We start from the raw sequence: 14,209 nt of genomic DNA on the forward strand, positions 1-14,209 counted from the left end.
CGGGCCCGGAGACCAACCGGGTGTTCCTCGATCGCGGCGCTCGCGCCGGCCGGAAATCGCCGGTATGTCGGTCGTGCGCGCGGTCCGTCCGCGGCGGTGTGGGAGCGAACTCGCGGTGCGACGGGGATTGTTGCGCCGGTACCGCTCCCTTAAAGTGTCTATCCGATTACTTTGGGTAATGGAGGTCGTCGATGATTCGGCCGTCGGAAACCGCGGATGTCGTGGTCGTGGGTGGCGGCGCGATCGGTCTCGCGTCCGCTGTCGAGGTCGTCGCCCGAGGGCGATCGGCGCTGGTGCTCGATCGGTTCGGAATGTCCAACGACCGGGGCGGCTCGGCCGGACTGGAGAGACAGTGGCGCATCCAGTACGCCCAGGAGCACTGGAGCCGACTGGTCCTGGACACCGTGCCGCTGTGGCGCAGGCTGGAGGCCGCCGCCGGGCGCCCCCTGGTGCACCCGACCGGAAGCCTGTGGCTGGGCCGGTCCGACGAGGCCGGCGCTCTCGACGAAATGCACGCCGGCGCCGAGGTGTTGACCAGCCTGGACGTCCCCTTCGAGACGATGTCCGCGGCCGAGCTCGGCACCCGGTTCGGTCTCGCCGAACTACCCGGCGACTACCAGGGGTTGCACCAGGCCGACGGCGGGGTGATCGACGTCAAGGGCACCCTGGACACCCTCATCCACCTCGCCCTGGGCGCCGGCGTGCGGATCCACGAGTACGAACCGGCCCTCGCCATCGAACCCGACGGCACCGGTGTCACGATCCGCACCGAGCGGACCGACTACCGCTGCGACAGCGCGATCGTGACCTCGGGGCCGTTCACCAACGATCTGCTGGGCCCTCTGGGCTGTGCGCTGGACCTGCGTGTGTTCGAACAGAGTTCGGCCTACTTCACCCGGCGCACCCACGACACCGACTACCCCACCTGGTACGCCTTCGGGGCGTTGACCGACGGCGGTGCGTGCCACGGCTACGGTCACAACCCGTGGACCGGCAGCGACCTGATCCGGGTCGCCCCGGACGCCGCACGGGAGTTGCCCGATGCCGAGCACGCCACGGCCGTACCGGACGCCCGGAGGATCCGCAACACCGCCGACTGGGTGCGCAGCCACCTGCCCGGCCTGTCGCCGCACCCCGTACGGCGCGGCACGTGCCTGGCCGCGCTCCCCCTCGACCCGGAGCGGCAGTTCTTCCTGGGTCCGCTGCCCGCCCGGGTGCCGAACGGGGAACGGGTCGTGGTCCAGGCGGCGGGCTGGGCGTTCAAGTTCGCACCGATGTTCGGCCGGATCTGCGCGGACCTCGCGCTGGACGGAGCAAGCGTGCACCACGCGCCGCAGCTCGAACTACCGTGAGCGGTGTGCTCGAAATCGACGCCGAGCGGCGATATTCGGCCGGCGCCGACCCGGACCGACCCGAGGCCGGGTGACCCCCGCGCGCCGCGCCGCCCGGCGCCGGGCCCGGAGCGGTCAGGCGGGCCGCGCGGCGCCCGGCCCGGATCGGTCAGGCGGTGAGCAGATCGATCAGCCCGGTCGTGCTCTCGTCGCCGTGCCCGTCGGCCAGCCGGCGCTCCATCAGGGCCAGGTAGGGGAGCAGCAGTTCGGTGCTGACGCCCTGCTCGGCCGCGGTGCGCAGCAGCGTCGGCGCGACCGCGACCTGCATGGCCAGGGTCGAGGCCACCCCCGAGCGGTAGTCGCCGCTCTCCAGTTGGGCCGCCGCGCGGTGCGCGGCCGGTGCCATCGCCACGAGCCAGTCGGTGAGCAGCGCGGCGAAAGCACCCGGCGCGATGTCCTCGCCGCGGATCAGCGCGAAGGCGTGCGAGATGCCGGCGAACATCGAGGTCATCGCGCTGAGCAGGGCCACGTCGTGCAGCGCGGCGAAGCCGGGGTCGGCGCCCACGTACCCGGTCGCGGCCGGTACCGCCAGCGTGTCGCGGTGCGCCGCGAACAGTTCCCGCGAACCGCTGTACAGGACCGAGCCGCCGGCGCCGGGTACGCCGATCATCGGCGGGATCGCCAGCACCCCGCCGGCCAGGAACCGGGCCCCGCGCTCGGCGGCCCACGCGGCGCCGGCGCGGGCCTCGGCGGGCGTGCCGGTGGTGAGGTCGACCAGGTCCTTGCCGGCCGGGTCGACGCCGGCCAGCGTTGCGCGCACCGAGGCGTGATCGAGCAGGCAGACCACCACCAGATCGGCCGCGGCGACCGCCTCGGCGGCGGTTGCGGCGAGCGTCGCCCCGGCGGCGACCATCGGTTCGGCCCGACTCGGGGTGCGGTTCCACACGGTCAGCGGATGCCCGGCCTCCAGCCAACTGCGCGCCAACGCGCCGCCCATGGCACCGAGGCCGAGCAGGGCGAGTGGGGTCGGGCCGGCGGTGTCGGTGCCGCGCGGATCGGTCGGGGAGAGGTTGGATTCCATGCCGAATAGGCTGGTCGCAGCCGCCGAGTCGAACAAGTACGCACTTCGGGGTGCGTGCGCCGGCGGACCCGGGCGCACGGGCGAAGGGAGCGACATGGCGAGCGCACGCAGGCCGGGAGCGTACGTCTGCGGCACCGACGCGGCGATGGACGTGGTCGGCGGCAAGTGGAAGGTGCTGATCCTGTGGGCCCTGGACGAACACGCCTGCCGGTTCGGCGAACTGCGCAGGCTGGTACCCGGAATCACCGAGAAGGTACTCGCGTCGCATCTGCGCGAGCTGGAGCGGGACGCCATCGTGCACCGCGAGGAATACGACGAACTGCCGTTGCGCGTCGAGTACTCGCTCACCCCGCTCGGGGCGTCGCTGAACGAGGCGCTGCGCCCGCTCGGCGCGTGGGGGCGGGCCCACCTGCTCGGCGACGCGCCGCACCCCGGGGCCGACGCGGACCGGCTGATCGTCTTGTCGGTGGTCGGCGAGCAGGGGGAACTCGCGGACGCGGAATGGGCGTTGCTCGCCCCGTTGCTGCCCGACGGCACCCGCCCGGGCGGTCGGTGGCGGGGGCACCGCCAAGTCGTCGACGGCGTGCTGTTCCGCTTCCGGACCGGAACCCGTTGGCGTGATCTGCCCGGCAGGTTCGGTCCGTGGCGTACCGCGTACGCCCGACACCGGCGTTGGTGTGCCGACGGCACCTGGGCCGCGGTCCTGGCCGCGCTGCACGCCCGCCTCGCCGAGACCGGCGTGGACGCGGGCGAGACACGCGTGTTGCGCACCCTGATCGGCCGGCTGGGCGAGGTGGCACGCCGACCCACACCCGCCCGGACCGACGCAGGCGCCTGACGTCGGCTCGGTCCCACGCGGGACGCCGTGGTGGGCCCCGAGCTTCGCGGCCCGCTCAGCCCTGCGCCATCGTGTGGTGCGCGAACACCCGGTCGCGGGCCGTGGAGACCGCCGTGGCCACCGCGCCCAGCAGCACCGCCTCCTCGCCCAGGCCGCTCGCCGTCACCCTGGGCCGCAGTGGCGTCAACTCGTGCAGTTCGGCGGTCATCGGGGCCAGCAACAGATCGGCGTTGGCGCCGATCCCGCCGCCCAGCACCACGAGTTCGGGATCGAGCACCGCGGTGACCGCGGCCACCACGTGCGCGAGCCGCTGCGCCTCGTGCCGCACCGCTCCCGCGGCCGGCTCCACCCCGCGCCGGGCCGCGTCGAACACGCCCTTCGCGGTGAGCGGTCCGGTCATCCCCAGCGCCCGCGCGCCGCGTACCACGGCGTCGGCCGACACCGCGTCCTCCAACATCCCGCGACGCGGCACCGGCGCGCTCGCCCCGTGCCCGACCCGGTCCGAGGGACGCGGTGACAGCGGCAGGAAGCCGATCTCGCCGGCCGCGCCGGAGGCTCCGGGGAACAGCCGTCCGTCGGCGACGATGCCCATGCCCAGACCGGTCCCGACGGTGACGTACACGAACAGCGGACAGCCCACGCCGGCCCCGCTGTGGTACTCGCCCAGCGCGGCGAGGTTGGCGTCGTTGACGATGTCCACCGTGGTGCCCAGCGCGGTCTCCATCCGCCCGCGCAGTCCCGGGCGACCCCACCCGGGCAGATTGACCGCGTAGCGGATTCGGTCGGCCGCACGGTCGTACACGCCCGGACAGCCGATCACGGTGTGGACCACGGCGGTCGGTGCCAGGCCCGCGTCGGCCACCACGGTCCGGGCCAGGTCGGTGGCGGTGGCCAGCATGGTCGCCGACGTGCGGGCCCGGTTGTGCCGGTCCTGCCGGGCCAGCAACCGGCCGTCCAGATCGGCGACCGCGACCCGGATCCAGGACCGCCCGACGTCGATGCCCACGACATAGCCCGCGGTCGGATCGGGCTCGTACAGCAGCGCGGCCCGACCGCGCGCGCCGGTCTCCAGTCCCACCGCGCGGACCAGCCCCGCGCGCTCCAGTGCCTCCAGCGCGGTGGACACGGTGGGCTTGGACAGGCCCGTGTCGCGGGCGAGTTGGGCGCGCGAGATGGGCGCGGCGGCGCGTACCCGGTCGAGGAGTACGCGCTCGTTGATGCTGCGCAGCACGCCCCGGTTCCAGTGCGCCACGGCGGGTGGGTCGTTTTCCGGTGGGATCCCACCTGAGGTCATCGGCTCTCCGTCAGTGGTGTCGAGGTGATCGCGCCACTGTAACGGCCATGGAAGGGCAAAGACGTGGGCCGGATCCGGGCTCACCCTTGACGAAGATTAGTTAAGGAATTTTACTTTACAAACCGGTGGCGCCACGCGCCGGGTCGCACCACGAAGTTCCCTCCTCCGCAAGCCCGTTCCAGCCCTCGGTGTCCCTCCGGGGGCCTCCCCTGTTCTGGAGGTTCACGGTGAGCGCCGGCCCAAGAGCGACCACGCCCGAGGGCGGATTCGTCCGCCGGATCGGCCTGTTCCAGGCGACCGCGATCAACATGGGTCAGATGTGCGGCATCGGACCCTTCGTCACCATCCCGCTGATGGTCGGCACTTTCGGCGGTCCGCAAGCCATCCTCGGCTTCCTCGCCGGCGCCCTGCTCGCCCTCGCCGACGGCCTGATCTGGGCCGAACTCGGCGCGGCGATGCCCGGCGCCGGCGGCACCTACATCTACCTGCGCGAGGCGTTCCAATACCGCACCGGCCGGCTGATGCCGTTCCTGTTCGTGTGGACCGCGATCCTGTTCATCCCGCTGATCATGTCCACCGGCGTGCTGGGCATGGTGCAGTACCTGCAATACCTGTGGCCCTCGATGTCGCAGACCGAGGGGGATCTCGTCGGCGTCGGCGTGGTGATCCTGGTGGTCCTGCTGCTGTGGCGCAGGATCGAGTCGATCGGCCTGTTGAGCAGCGTCATGTGGGTGGTGATGCTGATCAGCGTCGGTGCGGTGATCATCGCGTGCTACTCGAACTTCGACGCCGACCTGGCCTTCACCTACCCCGACGGCGCGTTCGACCTGGGCACCACCGGCTTCTGGCTCGCCTTCGTCGGCGGCCTCAACATCGGCATCTACGACTACCTCGGCTACAACACCACCGCCTACCTCGGCGCCGAGATCAAGACTCCCGGCCGGGTGCTGCCGCGCTCGATCGTCTACTCCATCCTCGGCATCATGGCGATCTACCTGATCATGCAGATCGGCGTGCTCGGAGTCACCGACACCGACACCATCTCCGGCTCCTCCTCGATCGGCTCGCTGGTACTGGAGAAGGCGTGGGGCAAGGGTGCCGCGCAGACGGTGACCGTACTGATCCTGATCACGGCGTTCGCGTCCGTGTTCGCCGGCCTGCTCGGTGGCTCGCGGGTGCCCTACGACGCGGCCCGCGACCGGGTGTTCTTCAAACAGTTCGCCCGACTGCACCCGCGCCACCGCTTCCCGACGGTGGGACTGCTCACCATGGGCGTGGTGACCGCGGCCGGCTTCCTGATCGGCAATCACACCGACTTCAACACGATCATCGTGCTGCTCACCGCGGTGATGGTGATCGTCCAGGCGGTCTCCCAGGTCGCCGCGCTGATCGTGCTGCGTCGCCGGCAACCCGGCCTGGACCGCCCGTACCGGATGTGGCTGTACCCGGTGCCGGCTCTGGTCTCGCTGGTCGGCTGGATCGCGATCTTCTGCTACGCCGACAAGAACTCGCCCGGTCGGCATCCGATCGAGTGGGCGCTGGCCTGGGTGGCGCTGGGCTGCGCCGCGTTCGTGGTGTGGGCCAAGGTGGAACGCACCTGGCCGTTCGGCCCTCGGGAGATCGACGAGCGCTACCTGAACCGGACGGACGCCGAGGCCGGCACGGACGTCGTCGGCGCCGGCAACGTCGCGGAGCCCGCATGACGGCGCTCCACCGAGACCGGTCCGCGGGTACTCCCGACACTCCCGGTACCCCCGGCACCGTTCCCGCGCCGGAGCGAGCGAACGCCCGCTCCGGCGCGGGGACGGGCGCGGCCTTCGTCTGCGGGATCGACTTCGGCGGCACCAAGATCGCGTTGGCCACCGCGCGTCCCGACGGCACGGTGTTGGCGAGGGACCGGCTGATCACCGACGCCCGCGAGGGCGCGGTCCAGGCGGTCCGGCGCGCGATCGAGGCGGCCCGCGAACTCGTCGCGCGGACGGCCGCGGCCACGGGAGCACACTGCTCGGTGGTCGGCGCGGTCAGTCCCGGCATCGTGCTGCCCGACCGCATCCTGCTCGCGCCCAACGTGCCCGGCTGGCAGGACCTGGCCCTGGCGGGCACGTTGAGCGAGGGCCTGGGCCTGGCCCCGGAGCGGGTCGCGGTCGGCAACGACGCCAAGGCCGCCGCGCTGGCGGAATCGCGCTGGGGCGCGCTGCGCGGCGCGGATCCGGCGATCCTGCTCACCGTCGGCACCGGGATCGCCGCGGCGATCGTGCTCGGCGGGCGGGTGGTGACCGGCGCGAACGGGGCGGCCGGCGAGATCGGCTACCTGCTGCGCGGGCGCGCCGACACCGGATTCGGCGTGGGACGCGCACCCCTGGAGGAGTACACCTCCGGCATCGGGTTGGCCACGCGCGGCGGTGAACTCCTCGGCCGCGAGGTGGACGCCGCCGCGCTGTTCGCCGATCCGGATCCACGCGTGCGCGCACTCGTCGACGAGGCACTGGACGAACTGGCTGTACACGTCGCCAACGTGGCGATCACGCTGGACGTGGAACGGATCGCGGTCACCGGCGGCCTGATGCACTCCGCCCCTCGGGTGCTTGCGGCGCTGGCCGCGCGGGTGCGCGCGGCGCTGCCGTTCCCGCCCGACGTGGTGCCGGCGCGCTTCCTCCAGGACGCCTCGCTGCGGGGCGCGCTCTCGCTGGCCGCGGAGATCCTGCCGCGGTACCCGGGGGCCGGCGCCGGGGTGGGCTCGAACGCCGGTCGGGCCTGACCGGGCCCGGCTTCGGTCGGTCGGTCGGTGTCGACGGGGTCCGGCCTTGACAGGTCGGCCTCGGCGGCCGCGGCCTCAATCGCGGCTCGCCCCGGCCGGGTTCGCCCCGGTGCTGTCCGGGCCGAGGACGTCCGGGCCGAGGACGTCCGGGCCGGCGGCACCCGGCTCGGCAGGGACGTAGCGCTGGAACTCCCAGGGGTCGTGCGCGGAGAAGACCTCGACCTCGTCGCCGTGCAGGCGGGCGAGTTCGCGCAGGCGGGCGTGGTTGCCCAGGCGCAACGGGCGGTCCACCTCCCCGGCGAGTTGCACGACGTCCATCAGCGGGTGCGATCGGGGAGCGTCCGGGTCGACCTCGCCGTGGTAGAAGTACGCGTCGCCGGCGTGCAGCAGCCAGCGGTCGCCGATGTCCAGGGCGACCGCGCTGTGGCCCTCGGTGTGGCCGCCGAGCGGGACCAGCAGGATCTCCTCGGGCAGCCCGTCGAGTCGGCGAACCGCGTCGAAGCCGAACCAGGGGTCGCCCTGTTCACCGGCATAGGTCGCCCATCGCGGGCCGTGCGCGAGTTGCGCGACGCGGTAGCGGTCGGCGTCCCCGGCGATGCCCGCCGCGTGTTCGGCCTTGTGCACGTGCACGGTGGCGTGCGGGAAGTCGGCCAGGCCGCCCGCGTGGTCGCGGTCGAGATGGGTGAGCACGATGTGCCGCACGTCCAAGGGGTCGTACCCGAGCCGGCGGACCTGGTGCAGGGCGGTCTCGTGCAGGTCCAGCACGGGCGCGGCGTAGCCGACCCAATCCGCGCCGAGGTATTCGTCCGGATGCAGCACGTCGTTGGTGCCCAGGCCGGTCTCCACCAGGACGAGGCCGGCCGAGTCGGTCTCCACGAGCAGGCAGTGGCAGACCGCGCGGGCCGGGAGCAGCGGACTGTCCGGGCCGTCGGCGGGGTCGATCTCGACCATGGAGCCGCAGTTGAGGTGATGTACGCGCATGGTGGATGCACTCGCTCTCGTCGGGTGTGGTGTTGCCACGGGCAGGGGCCGGTGCGCGCGGCTCTACGCGGCGTCGATCGACTGCTCGACCAGGGCGCCCAGTTGCTCGCCGAGCGTGTGCAGGACGGTGCCGTCGCGACGCACCTTGGCGAGCAGGATCGCGCCCTGGAGGGCGGACAGGATCAGCGTGGCCAGCGGCTCGGTCTCCGGTTCGGCGACGCCCCAGTGACCCAACGCGCGGGAGAGGCCGGCCAGCCAGGACGCGTACGCCTGATCGCACGAGGCCCGGATCGGTTCGCTGTCGGCCGACGCCTCCAGCGCGACCGTGGCGATCGGGCAGCCGCTGTGGAAGTCCGTCGTGGTGAGGTTGTCGGCGAACAGCGCGGCGATCCCGGCGAGCGCGTCCCGAGGGCCCCGCGCCGCCCTCACCACGGCGGCCAGGCGTTCGCCGACCTCGCCGCCGGAGCGGGTGATCGCCTCGGCGGCGAGTTGCTCCTTGCCGCCGGGGAAGTGGAAGTAGAGCGACCCCTTGGGGGCGTTGCTGTCGGCCAGCACCTGATTCAGGCCGGTGCCGGAGTACCCCTGCCGTTGGAAGAGATCGGCGGCGGTGCCCAGTACCCGATCGCGCGTGTCGTTGTTTCTTGCCATGTGTCGATAGTAGGTAGACCGGTCTATGAAAACTAGACCGGTCTACCTACTTTCTTCATCGCGGATCCTCCCGGGCGATGCGTCGATGGCCGATCGGGGCCGGGTCGGCGCCGGGCGATCGGTACGCGGCCGTCGCCGTGCGGCAGGCGGTCAGCGGTCCGCGGCGGGCCGGCAGCGGCGCACCCAGTACGCGTAGGTCAGTGCCAGGAGCATCGGCCCCCACAACATTCCGGGCGCGACGCACACCCGAGCCGGCGTCAGCCACCCTACGTTGGAGAACCCGACGCCCTCGTCCAACAGGCCGAACCAGGACAGCAGTACGGGTGCCCGGAACGCGGTCACCGCCAGGCCGCCGAGCGTCGCGGGGACGATCACCGCGTACGGCGAGAGCCGCTTGCCGCCGATGAACGGCAGCCACGCGGGCGCCACTTCGCCCCATCCGCGGACCAGGCCGAGGCAGAGCAGCCCCAGCGCCTCGGTGATCGCGCTGAGCATGAGTACATACGGGAGGCTGATCCAGACGACCGGCATCTCTTCCTCGTCGAGCATGCCCATCTCGAAGCCCAGCCCGAACGGCAGGCGCCACAGGCACTGCGGCAACAGCACCCACGGGATCGCGTACGCGATCCGGACCGCCCAGCGCGGGACGGGACGCTCGGTGTCGGCGGGAGTCGGCTTCGGGTGCAATGTGTTGAGGATCTTCACGCCCCAACCGTCGCGGACCCGGGGTTGCCGCGACGTCCGTCGCGGGAGGGGTGATCGGTGCGACCGGGGAAGGACCCGCGGCCCACCCCGGGCAGGGGCCACTTGCTCGCGAACGGGCCCGCAGGGGCGGCACGGATCATCGGAAACCGGTGGATTCGGGCACGATCGCCTCCGGCGGGGCGCGCCTCGAACGCCGGTACGCAGGACGAGGCGTGGGCGCAAGGGGCGCCGGCGATGATCTCCCGGGCCCACCCGGGTGGCAGCCGGGGCCCGGCACCCGACCAGGGGAGTGACCCGAAGGGCCGGGGAGAACTCGGCCGGTGGCGGGGCGAGTTCTCCCCGAGCCCGGGCCGCCGTGACGTGTCTCACCAGCCACCGTCGAAGAAGGCCGCGAGTGCGGGCCTGGAGTCCCTCGCCGTGCTCGTGTTCGCCACCCCGACGACGATCAGGACCAGTGCCGACAGCGCCGCGAGCACACCGAACCACGCCGACAGGCGCCGCGTTCGCCGATCGGAGGACTTCGTGCCGGCGAACCGCCGCCACGCCGCCACGCTCACGCCGATCAGCACGAGCGCCACGACGGCGGCGATCACGGCCATCGCCACGTGGTAGCGGGCGAAGTCGCCGATCATCAGGTCGAGCGGAGGCGGGGTTCGGTCGGCGGTGCCGGCGGGGGCGGCCAGGTGCTGTCTGACCTGACCGAGCACGCCCGCGAGTTCCCCGTCGGTCGCGCCGGTCGGCAACATCGACAACAGTGAGGCGAAAGGTGCCACCGCACCCTGGATGTTGGCCATTACGGTCACCGACGCGAACAGCGCGCACAGCGTAACGAGAACACCGGCCGCGGCAAAGGCGGTTCGCCATCCCGCGCCGAGATCGCCCGCCTTCGGGAATGCCTTCACCACGAGCGCGCCGAGCGCGACGAGCACGATCAGCAGGATGGCGGCGATCACGGCCTTGGCCACGTGAAAACGGAACCAGTAGTCGATCACCCTCTCCATACCGGGGGAGAAATCCCGTTCGCCGGCATTCCAATATTCGACGAACGCTTTGCGGAAAGCGTCCGCGAGTTCGTCCTCGTCGAGCGAGCCGCCGGCCGACCCGTTCGCGGCGAGCCTTCCCGGGACGACGAAGAGGGCGGCGACGAGGGCCGCGGCGAGGGTGGTGAGAATGGCGAGTGGGCGACCGGGGATACCCGCGAATCGCGACGGGGCCTCGGGATGTTGCCGGGGGCTTGTGGTGTGCGGTGCTGTCATGTCGACCACGGTTTCGCACCGGCGCCGCACGGTCACCGGAGCAGGCCGGACATCCGGGGGTATGGCTGTCCACACCCCCGAAGGGAGTCGGGCGGGGCCGCGCGGGGCCGAACACCGCGAAAGCGGACCGGAGACCGGGACGGCCGCGCGCCGGCGTCGGCACCGCGGCGCCGGCCCCGCGGCGTCAGCCCCGGAGGTAGGTGAGGACCGCGAGCACCCGCCGGTGCTGGGCATCGTCGGGCAGCAGGCCGAGCTTGGCGAAGATGTTGCCGATGTGCTTCTCCACCGCGCTGGCGGAGACCACCAACTGCCGGGCGACGGCGGTATTGGAGCAGCCCTCGGCCATCAACGCCAGGATCTGCCGTTCCCGTGCGGTCAGCGTGCCCACGGCGCTGTCCCGGCGCTGCTCGGTCAGCAGTTGGGCGATCACCTGGGGGTCCAGTACCGTCGCGCCGCGGGCGACCCGGTCCAGCGCGTCCAAAAACTCCTCGATCCGAGCGACCCGGTCCTTGAGCAGGTACCCGACCGCGCCGGAGCCGTCCGCGAGCAGGTCACCGGCGTAGGACGCCTCCACGTACTGACTGAGGATCAGCACCGGGGCTCCGGGCACGTGCGTGCGGGCGGTGATCGCCGCGCGCAGGCCCTCGTCCGTATGGGTCGGCGGCATCCGCACGTCGACGATCGACACATCCGGACGGTGTTCGCGGACCGCCTCGACCAGGGAGGGGCCGTCCCCGACCGCGTCCACCACGTGGTGACCGTCCTCGACGAGCAGGCGGACCAGGCCCTCGCGCAGCAGCACCGAGTCGTCGGCGACGACGATCCGCAGCGGTTCGCGGACCGCGGGCCCCGATGCCGGTGTGGGTGCGCCCTCGGGCGGGGTCAACGACACGGCAGTTCCGCGGTGATCGTGGTCGGGCCTCCGGCGGGACTGTCGACCGTCAGCCGACCGCCGACCGCGTGCAGCCGCTCGTCCAGACCCCGCAGCCCGTGCCCCTTGGCCGGCGCCGCGCCGCCCACCCCGTCGTCCGTCACCCGAATCCGCAAGGTCCCCCCACTGTGGCGTAGTGCGATCGCACACCGGTGCGCGTGGCTGTGCTTGGCCACGTTGGTCAGGGCCTCCGCGACCACGAAATACGCGGCCGTCTCGACGCCGGCGGGCGGCCGAGGGTGCAGGGGGACGGTATCGAGTTCGGCGGGGACGGTGGAGCGCGCGGCCAGGGCGCCGAGCGCCTCGTTCAGGCCGCGGTCGACCAGGATCGGCGGGGCGATGCCGCGCGAGAGCGCACGCAACTCGTCCAACGCCTCCCGGGCCTGGACGATCGCGTCGGCCAGGGCGGCCCGGACGGTCTCCGGCCTGCTGTCGAGGTAGTACTGGGCCCGGCCCAACTCCAGCGACAGGCGCACCAGTCGTTGCTGGGGGCCGTCGTGGATGTCGCGCTCGAGTCGGCGCAGTGCGGTCGCCTCGGCCGTCACCGCGGCGACGGTCTGCGCGCGGGCGGTGTCCCGCTCCCGCTCCAGCCCGCTGATCCTGCGGTGCAGCGCGGACGCGTCGACGAGCAGCGCCCGCCCCAGCCCGGCCTGGGCCGCAGTGCACACCCGGGTCACCAGCGGCAGGCCGGCCAGCAGCAGCAGGCCGACCGCGGTCCCGAAGGCGACCCGGTCGGTCGGCGACAACAGCCCGAGGCTCACCGAGATGTGCGATTCGCCGCCGCCCGCGTTCAGGGACAGCGGCCGCAACGGCTCGGACGGCGCGTACCGGTAGCGCAGGGCGCAGGTGGCACAGGCGAGGCCGACGAACCACCACAGCGCGGTCACCGCCGACGTGACCAGGACGACCGGGAGCACCACCACCGCGTGGATCGTGTCCGACCACGCCCCGGGAGCAAGCGCCGCGGTTCGCCCCTTCGGTCTCGCCGGTGGCTCACCGCGTTCGGCTCCCGGGGCGGGGGGACGCACCTTCGCGATGCGCCGCCGTTCCAGGTCGGCGCACCAGCGCGCCGGCGCGAGGGCGTAGGCCACGACCGGCGACGTGCCGGACGGCAGCCGACCCACCGTTGCGGCGAACACCACGCCGAGTACCGCCGGGAGTACGGCCAGGAGGCCGGCGGCGGCGGTCACCGGCGCGGTGAGCAGGTACAGCGACCGCACGAGCGTCCGCCGCCCCGTGCGGGCGACGGCCCCCGCGCCCGACCACCACCGGCCCCGGATCGCGGGGGAGAGCGAATTGGTCATGACCCAAAGCCAATGGGCCGCGGCACGGCCTTCGGTGGCGTTGCGGTGGGCGTCGGGAACGAGGCCGAAGCCGAGGTGCCGTCCGCCCGCTGCCGGTGGAAGGTACGACGGTAGGCGTCCGGGGGCACGCCGACGGTGCGGTTGAAATGTCGGCGCAGTGTGGTCGCGGTGCCCATGCCGGTGGCTTCGGCGATGGCATCCACGCTGTCGTCCGTGGTCTCCAGGAGTTCCTGGGCCCGGTGGATCCGTTGGGTCAGCAGCCACTGCAGCGGAGTGGTGCCCGTCATCGCCCTGAAGTGCCGGCCGAGGTGGCGCGAGCTCATGTTCGCCCGGCGGGCCAGATCCTCCACCGTCAGCGGTCGATCCAGTCGTCCGGCCGCCCAGGCGAGCAGTTCGCCGAGTGGATGATCGTGCCGTTCGGGCATCGGGGTGGCGACGAACTGGGCCTGACCGCCGGGCCGATGCGGCGGTACGACCAGCCTGCGGGCGACCGCGTTGGCAACCGTCGAGCCGTGGTCGAGACGGATCAGATGCAGGCACAGGTCCAGCGCGGCGGCCTTGCCGGCGGAGGTGAGCACGCTGCCGTTGTCGACGTAGAGCACGTCGGGGTCGACCTCGACCCGGGGGAAGCGGGTGGCCAGCGCCTCGGCGTACGACCAGTGTGTGGTGGCCCGCCGTCCGTCCAGCAGGCCGGCGGCGGCCAGGACGAAGGCGCCCGTGCAGAGGGAGACCACCCGCGCCCCGGCCTCGTGTGCCGCGCGTATGGCGTCGACGAGGTCCGCCGGTGGGTCCGCCTCGAGGTCGGCCCACCCGGGGACGATCACGGTGTCGGCCAGGGCGAGCCGGTCGAGTCCGCAGTCGGGTTCGAGGAGGAAGCGGCCGTCGGCCCGCACGGGGCCCGCCCCGCAGATGACGAGCTCGTACCAACTCTCCACCGGGACCGGCGGGGCCGAGCCGAAGAGCTCGTGGGCCAAGGCCAGTTCGAAGTGCAGGATCCCGTCGGCGACGGCTATCGCGACTGTGCTCACGTCCGGAAGTGTACGCATCATGTCGTTCCGGACGCTCGTGCGGGGCGCCGCGTG

General features: G+C 72.6%; 12 protein-coding genes and 2 pseudogenes. 5 read left to right on the top strand and 9 right to left on the bottom strand.

The window, feature by feature from the left end; all coding sequences use genetic code 11:
* Positions 1 to 191: 191 nt before the first annotated feature.
* On the top strand, positions 192 to 1,352 hold the full coding sequence (locus tag ACIRL2_RS15455) for an FAD-dependent oxidoreductase (protein WP_402232454.1): 1,161 nt from the start codon (positions 192 to 194) through the stop codon (positions 1,350 to 1,352).
* 148 nt (positions 1,353 to 1,500) lie between these two features.
* Here ACIRL2_RS15455 and ACIRL2_RS15460 read toward each other — a convergent pair whose 3' ends face one another.
* On the bottom strand, positions 1,501 to 2,412 hold the full coding sequence (locus ACIRL2_RS15460; RefSeq protein ID WP_402232455.1) for an NAD(P)-binding domain-containing protein: 912 nt from the start codon (positions 2,410 to 2,412) through the stop codon (positions 1,501 to 1,503).
* 94 nt (positions 2,413 to 2,506) lie between these two features.
* Here ACIRL2_RS15460 and ACIRL2_RS15465 point away from each other — a divergent pair.
* Positions 2,507 to 2,857: pseudogene (locus tag ACIRL2_RS15465) on the top strand (winged helix-turn-helix transcriptional regulator); the annotation flags it as partial.
* A 54-nt stretch (positions 2,858 to 2,911) separates the two neighbouring features.
* Positions 2,912 to 3,250: pseudogene (locus ACIRL2_RS15470) on the top strand (transposase); the annotation flags it as partial.
* Positions 3,251 to 3,305: 55 nt separating this feature from the next.
* Here the strand turns inward: ACIRL2_RS15470 and ACIRL2_RS15475 are convergent.
* Complete coding sequence (locus ACIRL2_RS15475) at positions 3,306 to 4,544, bottom strand: ROK family protein (RefSeq protein ID WP_395859162.1); 1,239 nt, start codon at positions 4,542 to 4,544, stop codon at positions 3,306 to 3,308.
* Positions 4,545 to 4,852: 308 nt separating this feature from the next.
* Here ACIRL2_RS15475 and ACIRL2_RS15480 point away from each other — a divergent pair, with 308 nt between their 5' ends.
* The gene (locus ACIRL2_RS15480) at positions 4,853 to 6,247 is read left to right on the top strand and encodes an APC family permease (RefSeq protein WP_402232795.1); all 1,395 of its coding nucleotides are present in this window, start codon (positions 4,853 to 4,855) and stop codon (positions 6,245 to 6,247) included.
* On the top strand, positions 6,244 to 7,302 hold the full coding sequence (locus tag ACIRL2_RS15485) for an ROK family protein (RefSeq protein WP_395859164.1): 1,059 nt from the start codon (positions 6,244 to 6,246) through the stop codon (positions 7,300 to 7,302). The genes ACIRL2_RS15480 and ACIRL2_RS15485 overlap by 4 nt, the downstream gene beginning before the upstream one ends.
* 75 nt (positions 7,303 to 7,377) lie before the next feature.
* On the opposite strand, the gene ACIRL2_RS15490 is transcribed toward ACIRL2_RS15485, so the two are convergent.
* From ACIRL2_RS15490 to ACIRL2_RS15520, 7 genes are all read right to left on the bottom strand, one after another.
* Positions 7,378 to 8,283, bottom strand: coding sequence for an MBL fold metallo-hydrolase (locus tag ACIRL2_RS15490; protein WP_395859165.1), 906 nt, complete (start codon positions 8,281 to 8,283; stop codon positions 7,378 to 7,380).
* A gap of 63 nt (positions 8,284 to 8,346) precedes the next feature.
* Positions 8,347 to 8,931: a TetR/AcrR family transcriptional regulator gene (locus ACIRL2_RS15495; protein ID WP_395859166.1), complete on the bottom strand. Its 585-nt coding sequence runs from the start codon at positions 8,929 to 8,931 to the stop codon at positions 8,347 to 8,349.
* A 150-nt stretch (positions 8,932 to 9,081) separates the two neighbouring features.
* Positions 9,082 to 9,636: a hypothetical protein gene (locus ACIRL2_RS15500; protein ID WP_402232458.1), complete on the bottom strand. Its 555-nt coding sequence runs from the start codon at positions 9,634 to 9,636 to the stop codon at positions 9,082 to 9,084.
* A gap of 365 nt (positions 9,637 to 10,001) precedes the next feature.
* Positions 10,002 to 10,892: a hypothetical protein gene (locus tag ACIRL2_RS15505; protein ID WP_402232460.1), complete on the bottom strand. Its 891-nt coding sequence runs from the start codon at positions 10,890 to 10,892 to the stop codon at positions 10,002 to 10,004.
* Between the two features lie 184 nt (positions 10,893 to 11,076).
* Positions 11,077 to 11,721, bottom strand: coding sequence for a response regulator (locus ACIRL2_RS15510; RefSeq protein WP_402232798.1), 645 nt, complete (start codon positions 11,719 to 11,721; stop codon positions 11,077 to 11,079).
* Between the two features lie 53 nt (positions 11,722 to 11,774).
* Positions 11,775 to 13,127: a sensor domain-containing protein gene (locus ACIRL2_RS15515; protein ID WP_402232462.1), complete on the bottom strand. Its 1,353-nt coding sequence runs from the start codon at positions 13,125 to 13,127 to the stop codon at positions 11,775 to 11,777.
* The gene (locus tag ACIRL2_RS15520; RefSeq protein WP_402232464.1) at positions 13,124 to 14,155 is read right to left on the bottom strand and encodes a helix-turn-helix domain-containing protein; all 1,032 of its coding nucleotides are present in this window, start codon (positions 14,153 to 14,155) and stop codon (positions 13,124 to 13,126) included. The genes ACIRL2_RS15515 and ACIRL2_RS15520 overlap by 4 nt, the downstream gene beginning before the upstream one ends.
* Positions 14,156 to 14,209 lie beyond the last annotated feature (54 nt).

It is taken from the genome of Embleya sp. NPDC127516, assembly GCF_044765325.1.
Taxonomy (GTDB): domain Bacteria; phylum Actinomycetota; class Actinomycetes; order Streptomycetales; family Streptomycetaceae; genus Embleya.

Bases quoted from the DNA above. Each gene is read 5' to 3' on its own strand.
- ACIRL2_RS15485 (WP_395859164.1), top strand. From the start codon at position 6,244: ATGACGGCGCTCCACCGAGACCGGTCCGCGGGTACTCCCGACACTCCC.
- ACIRL2_RS15495 (WP_395859166.1), bottom strand. From the start codon at position 8,931: ATGGCAAGAAACAACGACACGCGCGATCGGGTACTGGGCACCGCCGCC.
- ACIRL2_RS15515 (WP_402232462.1), bottom strand. From the start codon at position 13,127: ATGACCAATTCGCTCTCCCCCGCGATCCGGGGCCGGTGGTGGTCGGGC.
- ACIRL2_RS15475 (WP_395859162.1), bottom strand. From the start codon at position 4,544: ATGACCTCAGGTGGGATCCCACCGGAAAACGACCCACCCGCCGTGGCG.
- ACIRL2_RS15480 (WP_402232795.1), top strand. From the start codon at position 4,853: ATGGGTCAGATGTGCGGCATCGGACCCTTCGTCACCATCCCGCTGATG.
- ACIRL2_RS15505 (WP_402232460.1), bottom strand. From the start codon at position 10,892: ATGACAGCACCGCACACCACAAGCCCCCGGCAACATCCCGAGGCCCCG.
- ACIRL2_RS15455 (WP_402232454.1), top strand. From the start codon at position 192: ATGATTCGGCCGTCGGAAACCGCGGATGTCGTGGTCGTGGGTGGCGGC.
- ACIRL2_RS15490 (WP_395859165.1), bottom strand. From the start codon at position 8,283: ATGCGCGTACATCACCTCAACTGCGGCTCCATGGTCGAGATCGACCCC.
- ACIRL2_RS15460 (WP_402232455.1), bottom strand. From the start codon at position 2,412: ATGGAATCCAACCTCTCCCCGACCGATCCGCGCGGCACCGACACCGCC.